At 63.7% G+C, this 12,381-nt stretch carries 8 protein-coding genes; 3 read left to right on the top strand and 5 right to left on the bottom strand.

Features of this window, described 5'->3' with window-relative positions; translation table 11 throughout:
• The 3 genes from FNZ07_RS33125 (at position 1) to FNZ07_RS33110 (ending at position 5,946) form a co-directional block, all read left to right on the top strand.
• Positions 1 to 258, top strand: a complete 258-nt coding sequence (locus tag FNZ07_RS33125; RefSeq protein ID WP_245811669.1) for a hypothetical protein — start codon at positions 1 to 3, stop codon at positions 256 to 258.
• Between the two features lie 494 nt (positions 259 to 752).
• Positions 753 to 4,709, top strand: a complete 3,957-nt coding sequence (gene putA, locus FNZ07_RS33115) for a trifunctional transcriptional regulator/proline dehydrogenase/L-glutamate gamma-semialdehyde dehydrogenase (protein WP_091017080.1) — start codon at positions 753 to 755, stop codon at positions 4,707 to 4,709.
• Positions 4,710 to 4,797: 88 nt separating this feature from the next.
• Entirely contained in the window at positions 4,798 to 5,946 is a 1,149-nt protein-coding gene (locus FNZ07_RS33110) for a branched-chain amino acid ABC transporter substrate-binding protein (protein ID WP_091017082.1), read from the top strand.
• Between the two features lie 114 nt (positions 5,947 to 6,060).
• Here the strand turns inward: FNZ07_RS33110 and FNZ07_RS34235 are convergent, their stop codons facing one another.
• The 5 genes from FNZ07_RS34235 to FNZ07_RS33090 all read right to left on the bottom strand — a co-directional run bounded on the left by FNZ07_RS34235 (position 6,061) and on the right by FNZ07_RS33090 (position 12,361).
• Positions 6,061 to 6,726: a methyltransferase domain-containing protein gene (locus FNZ07_RS34235; protein ID WP_245811670.1), complete on the bottom strand. Its 666-nt coding sequence runs from the start codon at positions 6,724 to 6,726 to the stop codon at positions 6,061 to 6,063.
• Positions 6,723 to 7,364, bottom strand: a complete 642-nt coding sequence (locus tag FNZ07_RS34230; protein WP_245811672.1) for a glycosyltransferase family 32 protein — start codon at positions 7,362 to 7,364, stop codon at positions 6,723 to 6,725. Before FNZ07_RS34230 ends, FNZ07_RS34235 begins: the two co-directional genes overlap by 4 nt.
• Positions 7,365 to 7,392: 28 nt before the next feature.
• A complete protein-coding gene (locus FNZ07_RS33100; protein ID WP_091017085.1) occupies positions 7,393 to 8,856 on the bottom strand; it encodes a glycosyltransferase family 2 protein in 1,464 nt (487 codons plus the stop codon).
• A 206-nt stretch (positions 8,857 to 9,062) separates the two neighbouring features.
• On the bottom strand, positions 9,063 to 10,772 hold the full coding sequence (locus FNZ07_RS33095; protein WP_091017087.1) for a thiamine pyrophosphate-binding protein: 1,710 nt from the start codon (positions 10,770 to 10,772) through the stop codon (positions 9,063 to 9,065).
• Between the two features lie 200 nt (positions 10,773 to 10,972).
• Positions 10,973 to 12,361: an L-serine ammonia-lyase gene (locus FNZ07_RS33090; protein WP_091017089.1), complete on the bottom strand. Its 1,389-nt coding sequence runs from the start codon at positions 12,359 to 12,361 to the stop codon at positions 10,973 to 10,975.
• Positions 12,362 to 12,381 lie beyond the last annotated feature (20 nt).

The raw sequence follows: 12,381 nt of genomic DNA, 5'->3' as shown, positions 1-12,381 counted from the left end.
GTGACAAACAACGCGGCGCATGCGGCGACGGCAACCGCCCACGGCGGCGAAGCCTTCGCGGCGCCGCATGATGCGCACTGCGCCGCCTGCCGTCACCGCGCCGACGACCGTCACGTTCTGGAGCAGAAGATCCCTGGCCTGGTGGTGTTCGGCTCCGGCTTCGGCGCGAGCGTCGCTAGCAGCCGGCTGTGCCGCGTGCACGACCAGCTCGTCTCGCCCGACGATACCTGTGGCCAGTTCAGCCCACTCACCGCGTAACGCACACGCCGCAGGGCGCGACTGACCGCTTCAACGCTCCGCCGGAACCTCAGCCCCCAACCTCGCCGGCGCCTTACGCGCCTCCCGCTCGGCCTCCCGCCGCGTCGCGGAGCAAGTCGCACCGCGAATAAAGAAGATGGCGCAGAGCGCGCACATCGCCCAGATACCTGCAATTACCACCCACTTTTCCATTTCACTGTTCCCCGAGACGGCCTTCTGCACGCTGATGGGCGTGTTCTGTGTGATCTGTATAACGGCCGAACAGCCATTCCGGTTGAGGGCAACCCTCAAGAAAACCGCCAGGGTAAATCCCGATCACGGTCTGCACCGGACCGCGCCATGCGGTTCGGCACAAACCGTTACCCAGCAAAGGTTTGGCGATGGTGCAACCGCAGCAGTGGACTGGTTGCACCTTTTTATTAGGAGGCGTACGATTCGGCCAACTTTTTAGTCTTTGGCCGGCGTCCGTCCAGCTGGCCCGTACAGAAGGAAACATGGCTAGCACCACCCTTGGCGTCAAGGTCGACGACCTCCTGCGCACCCGGCTGAAAGATGCCGCGACCCGTCTCGAACGCACTCCACACTGGCTGATCAAGCAGGCGATCTTCGCTTACCTCGAGAAAATCGAGCACGGCCAGTTGCCCGCCGAGCTATCCGGCACGCACGGTTCGACCGAACTGACCGATGCCGCCAGCGTCGAGGCGGAAGAAGACGGCGCCTCCCATCCGTTCCTCGAATTTGCGCAGAACGTGCAGCCGCAATCGGTACTGCGCGCGGCGATCACAGCCGCGTACCGCCGGCCCGAGCCGGAGTGCGTGCCGTTCCTGATCGGCCAGGCGCGTTTGCCGGCGAATCTCGCCAGCGAGGTTGAGGCGCTGGCCGGCCGACTCGTCGAGACACTGCGTGCGAAGCGTTCGGGCGGCGGCGTCGAAGGTTTGATCCACGAGTTCTCGCTGTCGAGCCAGGAAGGCGTCGCGCTGATGTGTCTCGCCGAGGCGCTGCTGCGCATTCCCGACCGCGCCACACGCGATGCATTGATCCGCGACAAGATCAGCAAGGGCGACTGGAAGTCGCACGTCGGCCAGGCGCCGTCGCTGTTCGTCAACGCCGCAACCTGGGGCTTGATGATCACCGGCAAGCTGATCACGACGAACAGCGAGACGGGTCTGTCGTCGGCGCTGACGCGCATGATCGGCAAGGGCGGCGAGCCGCTGATCCGCAAGGGCGTCGACATGGCGATGCGCCTGATGGGCGAACAGTTCGTCACGGGCGAAAACATTTCCGAAGCGCTCGCGAACAGCCGCAAGTACGAAGCGCGCGGCTTCCGCTACTCGTACGACATGCTCGGCGAAGCGGCGACGACCGAAGCCGATGCGCAGCGCTACTACGCATCGTACGAACAGGCGATCCACGCGATCGGCAAGGCTGCCGGCGGCCGCGGCATCTATGAAGGCCCGGGCATCTCGATCAAGCTGTCGGCGCTGCACGCGCGCTATTCGCGCGCGCAGCACGAACGCACGATGAGCGAGCTGCTGCCGCGCGTGCGCGCGCTGGCCATCCTCGCGCGCCGTTACGACATCGGCCTGAACATTGACGCCGAAGAAGCGGATCGCCTCGAAATCTCGCTCGATCTGCTCGAAGCGCTGTGCTTCGATCCGGAGCTGGCGGGCTGGAACGGCATCGGTTTTGTCGTGCAGGCGTATCAGAAGCGTTGCCCGTTCGTGATCGACTACATCGTCGATCTGGCGCGCCGCAGCCGTCACCGCATCATGGTGCGGCTCGTGAAGGGTGCGTACTGGGACACCGAAATCAAGCGCGCGCAGGTGGACGGGCTCGAAGGCTATCCGGTGTACACGCGCAAGATCTACACCGACGTGTCGTACGTAGCGTGCGCGAAGAAACTGCTCAGCGCACCCGATGCGGTGTACCCGCAGTTCGCGACGCACAACGCGCACACGCTGGCGGCGATCTATCACCTCGCTGGGCAGAACTACTATCCCGGCCAGTACGAATTCCAGTGCCTGCACGGCATGGGCGAACCGCTGTACGAAGAAGTGACCGGACCGCTCTCCGCTGGAAAACTGAACCGGCCGTGCCGCGTGTATGCACCGGTCGGTACGCACGAAACACTGCTCGCATACCTCGTGCGCCGTCTGCTCGAGAACGGCGCAAATACGTCGTTCGTGAACCGCATCGCCGACGAATCCGTGCCGGTCAAGGAGCTGATCGCCGATCCGGTCGACGAAGCCACGAAGGTCGTGCCGCTCGGCGCACCGCACGCGAAGATTCCGTTGCCGCGCCATCTGTACGGCGCGGAGCGCGTCAATTCGATGGGCCTCGATCTGTCGAACGAACACCGGCTTGCGTCGCTGTCGTCGGCGTTGCTGGCGAGTGCGCATCATCCGTGGCGCGCCGCGCCGATGCTCGAAGATCACGCGATCCCCGACGGTGCAGCGCGCGACGTGCGCAATCCCGCCGATCATCGCGACCTGGTCGGCACCGTCGTCGATGCGACGGCCGAACAGGTTAGCGCTGCACTGACGCACGCCGTGTCCGCCGCACCGATCTGGCAAGCGACGCCGGTCGAAGCGCGCGCCGATTGCCTTGCGCGCGCCGCCGATCTGCTCGAAGCTCAGATGCACACATTGATGGGTCTCGTCGTGCGCGAAGCGGGCAAGTCGCTGGCAAACGCGGTGTCGGAAATCCGCGAGGCAATCGATTTCCTGCGCTACTACTCGACGCAGATCCGCAGCGAGTTTTCGAACGACACGCACCGGCCTCTCGGTCCGGTGGTGTGCATCAGCCCGTGGAATTTCCCGCTCGCGATCTTCATGGGCCAGGTGGCCGCGGCGCTGGCCGCCGGCAACACCGTACTCGCGAAACCCGCCGAACAAACCCCGCTGATCGCCGCTCAGGCCGTGCGCATCCTACGCGAAGCCGGCGTGCCGGCGGGCGCGGTGCAACTGCTTCCGGGCGATGGCGAAACGGTCGGCGCAGCACTGGTTGCCGATGCACGCGTGCGTGCGGTGATGTTCACCGGTTCGACGGAAGTCGCGCGCCTGATCAACAAAACCCTGTCGAACCGCCTCGACGCCGACGGCCGCCCGATCCCCTTGATCGCCGAAACCGGCGGCCAGAACGCGATGATCGTCGACTCGTCGGCGCTCGCGGAACAGGTCGTCGCGGACGTGCTGCAGTCGTCGTTCGATTCGGCTGGTCAACGGTGTTCGGCGTTGCGCGTTCTGTGTCTGCAGGATGATGTTGCGGACCGCACGCTCGACATGCTGACCGGCGCGATGCGCGAACTCGCGGTGGGCAATCCGGATCGTTTGTCGGTGGATGTCGGTCCGGTGATCGACGCCGAAGCGAAGCGCGGTATCGATGCACACATTGCAGCGATGCGCGACAAGGGTCGCAAAGTAGTTCAACTCTCGATGCCCGACGGCGGTACGCACGGCACGTTCGTTCCGCCCACTTTGATCGAACTCGACAGCATCGACGAACTGAAGCGCGAAGTGTTTGGTCCCGTGCTGCACGTCGTGCGCTATCGCCGCAGCGCGCTCGACAAGCTGCTCGAACAAATCCGCGCGACCGGCTATGGTTTGACGCTCGGCATTCATACGCGTATCGACGAGACGATTGCGCACGTGCTTGCCCGGGCGCATGTCGGCAACATCTATGTGAACCGCAACGTGATCGGGGCGGTGGTTGGGGTACAGCCGTTCGGTGGCGAAGGGCTGTCGGGTACCGGTCCGAAGGCAGGCGGCGCGCTGTATCTGCAGCGGCTGCTGGCGACGCGTCCAGCAGGCCTGCCGAAGTCGCTCGCCCAGACGCTCATGGTGGACGCACCGCAAACAGCGGAAAACAGCGACAATCCACACTCTGTGCCGTCCGCTCAAGCCGCGCTGACTACGCTGCGCGACTGGCTGATCGGCGAGCGCGAAGCCGCGCTGGCGGCGCGCTGCGAAGCGTATCTGGCGCACGTACTGGCCGGCGCGACCGCGGTGCTGGCAGGGCCGACCGGCGAGCGCAACACGTACACGCTCAGCGCACGCGGCACGGTGCTGTGTGTACCGACCACCGCGAGCGGCGCGCGTGTGCAGTTCGCCGCGGCGCTGGCCACCGGCAACCGCGCGTTGTTCGAAGGTGCGGCCGGTGAGCAACTCGTCGCGGCACTACCCGCCGCGCTGAAGCAGCACGCGAGCGTACGCAAGAACGCCGACGCCGCCTTCGATGCCGTGCTGTTCGAAGGCGACAGCGACGAACTGCTCGCGCTGGTGAAGGAAGTCGCGAAACGTTCGGGACCGATCGTCTCGGTGCAGGGCGTCGCCGCGCGGGCACTGGAAAGCGGCGAGGAAGATTACGCGCTCGAACGTCTGCTGACGGAGCGTTCGGTGAGCGTGAATACAGCAGCAGCAGGGGGCAATGCTAATTTGATGACGATCGGTTGAGCGAACCTTATCGATCCATTCAAAAAATAACGGAAGCGGTACGGCGACCCCGCAATCGCTCCATTTACACCTGAACCAAGGAGAAGCTATGCAACACACGATGAAACAGCTGGCAGGCGCAACACTGGTTGCCGCAATGTCGCTGGCAGGGACCGCACACGCGCAGCAGGCAGAGGACGTCAAGGTTGGCTTCGCAGGTCCGATGACAGGCGCCCAGGCGCACTACGGCAAGGACTTCCAGAACGGCATCACGCTCGCTATCGAAGACATCAATGCGACGAAGCCGGTGATCGGCGGCAAGCCGGTGCGCTTCGTGCTGGATTCAGCGGATGACCAGGCCGACCCGCGCACGGGCACGACCGTGGCACAGAAGCTCGTCGACGACGGCATCAAGGGCATGCTCGGCCACTTCAACTCGGGCACGACGATTCCGGCTTCGCGCATCTATGCGAACGCGGGCATTCCGGAAATCGCGATGGCGACGGCGCCTGAGTACACGCAGCAAGGCTTCAAGACCACGTTCCGCATGATGACGTCCGACACGCAGCAAGGTTCGGTCGCCGGCACGTTCGCGGTGAAGAAGCTCGGCGTGAAGAAGATCGCGATTGTCGACGACCGCACGGCATACGGCCAAGGTCTGGCCGACCAGTTCGAGAAGGCAGCGAAGGCAGCCGGTGGCACGATTGTCGATCGTGAATACACGAACGACAAGGCCGTCGACTTCAAGTCGATCCTGACCAAGCTGAAGGCTGCGAACCCGGACCTGATCTATTACGGCGGCGCCGATTCGCAGGCTGCACCGATGGCCAAGCAGATGAAGGCACTGGGCGTAAAGGCCCCGCTGATGGGCGGCGAAATGGTTCACACGCCGACCTTCCTGCAACTCGCGGGTGACGCGGCGAACGGTACGGTAGCATCGCTGGCTGGTTTGCCGCTGGAAGAAATGCCGGGTGGCAACGACTACGTCGCGAAGTACAAGAAGCGTTTCGGTGAAGACGTGCAGACGTACTCGCCGTACGCCTACGACGGCGCGATGGCGATGTTCGCCGCGATGAAGAAGGCGAACTCGACCGATCCGGCCAAGTACCTGCCGTTCCTCGCGAAGACCGACATGCCGGCTGTCACGTCGAAGAGCCTGCAGTACGACGCCAAGGGCGACCTGAAGAACGGCGGCATCACGCTGTACAAGGTTGTCGACGGCAAGTGGACGACGCTGGAAAGCGTGGGCGGTAAGTAAGCGCTAGCAGGTTGCACGGCGACGAGACACGTCACACGTCGCGTTGCGCTGGATGGAAAAAATGCCTTGAGGCTTCGCGGCCTCAAGGCATTTTTGTTTATAGCGCGAGCAATGCTACGACGCGTCGACCGGCGCTTCCTTCGATGCGATCAACAGCAACGAAATATTGTTGAAGAAGAACATCCCCTTCACATGCCACGACGTGTACTTGCGGATCACGTTGAGCAACGTGTACGGCGTGAACCAGTAGTTATGATCGGGATGCACGATCTCGACGAAGGTCTCGTCGCGATCGACGAAATCGAAATGTCGTGGGTAGCACTGCACGGCATCGGGCACGGTGATCACGACGTTGCCGAAGTCGATCCGATCGATCTGTTCGAGAAACGACGCGACATTGCCGACGTGTTCGAGCACTTCGGGGATCAGCACGATATCGACGGGGCCCTGCACCTGCGCGAGGTCCGCATACAGCGGTTGATCGCAGTGCTGCGCGAGTTCGTGCAAGCCGTTCTCGTCCGCGTCGACGCCGATCAACTCCGTGCAGACGCCCGAGTTCAGCAGGCTCAGATGCAGGTTGCTGCGCGGATCGAAGATCGGCGAGTCGACGCAGCCTACGTGCAACACGCGCTTGCCCGTGCACATGCTGACTAGCGCAGCCGTGCGATCGTGCTTCGCGAGTTGCCTCGATACGGCGACCTTCTGCACGAAGAACGGCGCGTGCAACTGTTCGAGCACGCTATGGGCCGGCTGGACGGGAGGAATATTGGCTGTGCTCAATTGAATTCCAGTGCACGAAGGCTTTCGTAGTTATTGAACGTGCTGCCCCAGAACTGCTTCGCGTACACCCGGCCACTGCCCGTATAAGTCTGGCCGCTGTGATGACGCGGAATGAAGTAGTGGCTAGGGAACACCGTCAGATCGTTCGGCTTGAACTCGTGTACGGCCTGCGTGAAGCGCAGCGGTCCGACTGTTTTCCACGCGCGATCGTTGCAGACGGTCGGCAGCCGGCGAATGTCGTCGACCATCTTCTTGAAGAGCGGATGCCCTGGCCGCGCACCGACATAACCGGCGGCCATCAAGCCCGGCGCGGCCAGTTCGTTTTCCCAGCACGTGAAGAGATCGCAGTCGAACAGCTCGGCATCGAGCGGACGCACGCAGATGCTGTCGGCATCGACGGCGAACCCGCCGTACCAGTAGAGAAACTGCCAGCGCATCAAATCGGCGACACCGTTCAGTTCCTTCGACCACATCTCCTGCATCTGCGCAGCGTTAGGCCAGCGATGATTGCACAGGTCGTCGTTGCCCCAGATGCGAATCTGCAGGTCGGGGTTGAACTTGCGCCACGTGTCGATGCAGTTGTCCGGGCGTTTCGACGGATCGCCTACCCAGATGATGTGCAGCAATTTCGGAATCATGGCTATGGAGTCGTGGGAGAAAGCAGCATTACACGCGATGCTTCAGATACGTCGACCACTTCTGATGCGCACGGTAGTACGCCTCTTCCTCCGCGCTCAAACCCGACTCCTTGTACCAGGGCAGATGCCGGCACGTGTAGCGGCCTGCGAAGCGTATGCCGCAGATATGCCGCTCGCGATTGAAATAGCGTTTGTTGTAGACGGCGAACGTTGTGTCGAGCGGCGCGTTGTAGATCGGATCGCCACGCAGCGTTGCACCGATCTGCTGCTGCCAGAAGCGCGATTCCCATTCCCAGATCGAGTAGTCGCGATCGCCGTAACGGAAGCGATCGTCCTGCATCGTGTGCGGATTCGCGATGTCGAGTGCGAAGCCTGCCTTGCCGACACGGAAATGTTCGGTGGCTTCGATCAGTTCGAAGAGGAATTCGCGTGGCAGTGCGCCGTTGAATTCGAGGTCCGGGTCAGTAATGCAGAAAATGTCCGGTAGCCGCGCGTAGTTCGCTTCAGATAAAAAGATGCTGTGCGGTCCTGCGTTGTGGTCGAGCTTGACCACAACGTGTTCGTCCTGAAGCGTGTCGAGGTACGACAGCATCTCGGGCGCGCTCGATGCGTTGTCGACGATCACCAGGTTGCGTAAGCTCGCGGCCTGCAACTGCGAAATCATGTTGCGCAGGTAGGTTGCGTTGTTGAACGTCGGAATCAGCACGGGGACGTTCGCGACGAGACCGCCGGCGAGATGTCGATAGAAGCGGCTATCTTCGTGCGTTGCGGTGGCGTCGGCGTACGTGAGTGGCGCGATGGCAGGTGCGGACGATGCGACCGGCGCACTGGGCGCGGCGGCTTCGGCCTCAGCGGCGGCCAGCGCATCGGCCAGATCGCTCTGCACGCCTTCGTCGTCGGGAAGAAGGGTTGCTGCACGACGCAACGGTTCCACTGCGGCAGCGTGCTTGCCCTGTTGCGTGAACGCGGTTGCCAGCGCTTGCCAGCCCAGCGCGAAATCGGGCAGCAGCGCGGTCAGCTGACCGGCCACCGATTCCGCATCTTCAAAGCGTCGCTTGTCGAGCAGCACCGCGAGCGTCGACATGAACTCCGCGACAAGCGCGGCCAGCTCTTCCTCAGATGCATCCGCAATCTGCGCAGGTTGCAGATCGAGTGCGACCGGATCGACGCCACGTTGCTGCGCTTCCTGCACGACCTGACGCGCGGTTTCGGTCCAGCCAGCGTTCGTCAGCGCATCGATGTAGCCGGTCCAGAAGCGCGGCTCCGCAGGCGCGGCTTCGATCGCGGCGCGGAAATACGGCTGGGCGCTATCGAGCCGGTTCGATTGGGCGATCGCCATACCGAGCAGATGATTGGCGTCGGCGTTATCGGGCAGCGCTGCAAGAATCCGCCGATACGCCGCTTCGGCTTCGCCGTAGCGCCCCGACTGTTGATGAGCGACCGCCTGCTCGAGCTCGGCGCCGAGGTCGACCGCGGTGAGGGTGTCATTCATGGGCGAAGGTGACGCGAAGTTGGCAAGTTTGGCGACAGTGGGATTTGCGCAGGCATTTCCCGATTTGACGCATATTGCCTACAACTGCACACAACGCATTGGCCGAACAGAAGGCGAATTGGTGCGCTGTTCGATTGTTCGCGGGGGGAGGGGGAGACCGGCCGTACGCTCGCGAACGGCCGTAGTGATTCAGGCTGAGACCAAGACTAGCTGGCAGCGCCCCGCAGCTTGCGCCCTTGCTCGCGAACTTGTTCGAGCGTCGCGCCCGGCGTACTCGCTTCCTGCGGCATGCGGATTTCGATCAGCGCAGCGCATTTTGCGGCGCGCGCGCGTTCTAAAGCGGGCAGGAAATCGGCGGTGCGCTCGACGGTTTCGCCATGCGCGCCGAACGAGCGCGCGAACGCCGCGAAATCGGGGTTGGTGAGCCCCGTGCCATGCACGCGGTTCGGATAATGCCGCTCCTGATGCATGCGGATCGTGCCGAAGTGGCTGTTGTTCACGACGATGAACAGCACATGCAGGTCGTATTGCATCGCGGTTGCGAGTTCCTGCGCGGCCATCATGAAGCAGCCGTCGCCGGCCAGCGCGACCACGTCCCGGTCGCGATACAGCGACTTCGCCGCAATCGCGGCCGGTACGCCGTAGCCCATCGCGCCACTCGTCGGTGCGAGCTGCGAGCGGAAATGCCGATACGAAAAGTGCCGATGCAGCCACGTCGCGTAGTTGCCTGCGCCGTTGGTCACGATTGCATCGACGGGCAGGTGCTCGCGCAACTGCTGCATCACTTCGCCGAGTTGCACGTCGCCAGGAATCGTACGCGGCTTGCGCCATTCGAGGTACGCGCCGTGCGCTTCTTCGGCTGTGCCGGCCCACGGTAGCGTCGCGGGCGCTTTCAGCGCGGCCAGTTGTTCAGCCAGTTCCGGCATGCCGGAGACGATCGGCAGATCGGCGGCATACACGCGGCCCAGTTCTTCGGCGCCCTGATGCACGTGCACGAGCGTCTGTTTGGTCTTCGGAATCTCGAGCAACGTATAGCCGTTGGTCGTCGCTTCGCCGAGCCGCGGACCGAACGCGAGCAGCAAGTCAGCATCACTGATCCGTTTGGCGAGCGCGGGGTTGATGCCGAGGCCGACATCGCCGGCGTAGTTCGGGTGTTCGTTATCGAGCGTGTCCTGAAAGCGGAACGCGAGTCCGACCGGCAATTGCCACTGCTCGACGAAGCGCTGCAGGTCCGCGCTTGCAGCCGGCGTCCAGCCGCTGCCGCCGGCGATCAGCATCGGCCGTTGCGCGCCTTCGAGCAGTTGCCGCAAGCGCTCGATCTGCGCGGGCGCGGGCGCTGCCGCCACGCGATGGTAACGAGGCGCGCCCGGCACGACCGGACACGCATCGCTCAGCACGTCTTCGGGCAGCGATAGTACGACCGGGCCAGGGCGGCCCGACGTCGCGGTATGGAACGCGTGGCTCAGGTATTCGGGAATCCGTCGCGGATCGTCGATCTGCGCGACCCACTTCGCCATCTGGCCAAACATCCGCCGATAGTCGATTTCCTGGAACGCCTCGCGGTCCAGATGCTCGCGTGCGCACTGGCCGATAAGCAGGACCATCGGTGTCGAGTCCTGGAACGCCGTATGCACGCCAATCGATGCGTGCGTCGCGCCCGGTCCGCGCGTGACGAGCGCGACACCCGGCCGCCCCGTCAGCTTGCCGGTCGCTTCCGCCATGTTGGCTGCCGCCGCTTCGTGCCGGCAGACGATCGTCTCGATGCGCTCCGTTTCATCGTGCAGCGAATCGAGCACGGCGAGAAAGCTTTCGCCAGGCACGCAGAAAACACGTTCGACGCCATGCGTAAGCAGCGCATCGACGACAAGGCGCGCACCGGTGGTGGTGGCGGAGGCGGAATCGTTCGGCAGCGGCATTGCAGAAAATCCTCGTGAGGTGGTCGGACAAATCGGTGAGTGATCTGGCTTCGACAGCTTACGCCGGGAGGCGCGCGAATGTCACGGGCGCCGCCGGGCGAGCCGGCGGTAGCCGCGAAGCGGGCCGTACGCTTACAGAAGCGCTACAGGCGAGCAGCCGCGCTTGAAAAACCGCTAGCAAGCCTGAAGCCCGAGCCGCATCAGCATTCGACGATATTCACCGCCAGCCCGCCGCGCGACGTTTCCTTGTACTTGGTCTTCATGTCGGCGCCGGTTTCGCGCATCGTCTTGATGACCGAATCGAGCGATACGTAGTGACTGCCGTCGCCGCGCAGCGCCATGCGTGCGGCGTTGACCGCTTTCACGGACGCCATCGCATTGCGTTCGATGCACGGAATCTGCACCATCCCGCCGACAGGATCGCAGGTCAGGCCGAGGTTGTGTTCCATGCCGATCTCGGCCGCGTTCTCGACCTGCGAGGGCGTGCCGCCCATCACCGCTGCGAGCGCCGCGGCCGCCATCGAGCACGCGACTCCCACTTCGCCCTGGCAGCCCACCTCGGCGCCGGAGATCGACGCATTGAGCTTGTAGAGGATGCCGATCGCGGCGGCCGTCATCAGGAAGTCGATCACGCCTTGCTCGTTCGACCCGGGCATGAAGCGCATGTAGTAATGCAGCACAGCCGGAATGATGCCGGCCGCGCCGTTGGTCGGCGCGGTGACGACACGGCCGCCGGCCGCGTTCTCTTCGTTCACCGCGATCGCGTACAGGTTGATCCAGTCGATCATCGACAGCGGATCCTGCAGCGCGCGCTCGGGGTTACCCGACAGCGAGCGATACAGCTGCGGCGCGCGACGCTTGACCTGGAACGGCCCCGGCAGCGTGCCGTCGGCATCGGGGTTGCCGATGCCGCAGCCGCGCGCGACGCACGACTGCATCACGTCCCAGATTTTCAGCAGGCCGGCGCGCGTTTCTTCTTCGGTATGCCACGCACGCTCGTTGTCCCACATCAGCTGCGCAATCGACTTGCCGCTCTCGGCACACATCGCGAGCAGATCATTGCCGCTGCGAAACGGGTACGGAAGCTGGTCGGCAGCCGACAGCACTTTCGTGTTCGGCGCGCCGGCGGTGACGACGAAACCGCCACCCACCGACAGATACGTGGACTCGCGCAGCGCGGCGCCTTGCGCATCGAAGGCGCGCAGTGTCAGGCCGTTCGGATGTTCGGCAAGCGCCTGGCGATAGAACGAGATGTGATCTTTCAGCACGAACGGCACGTCGTGCTTGCCGAGCAGCGACAGCGTGCGCGACTTGCGAATCGCTTCGAGCCGCTCGACGATCGTGTCGGGGTTGACGGTGTCGGGCGCATCGCCGAGCAGGCCGAGCATCACGCCGCGGTCGGTGCCGTGGCCTTTACCGGTCGCGCCGAGCGAACCGTACAGATCGACTTTCACGGAAGCCGTGTCCGCGAGCAGCCCGTCGCGTTCGAGCCCCTGCACGAACATCAGCGCGGCGCGCATCGGCCCGACCGTATGCGAACTGGACGGACCAATGCCGATCTTGAAGAGGTCGAACACGCTGACGGCCATTACTGCTCCTGCGAATAAAA

This window comes from Paraburkholderia megapolitana, assembly GCF_007556815.1.
Taxonomy (GTDB): Bacteria; Pseudomonadota; Gammaproteobacteria; order Burkholderiales; family Burkholderiaceae; genus Paraburkholderia; species Paraburkholderia megapolitana.
Note: the sequence above shows the minus strand (reverse complement) of the source record. Positions and strands in the feature narration are given on the sequence as shown.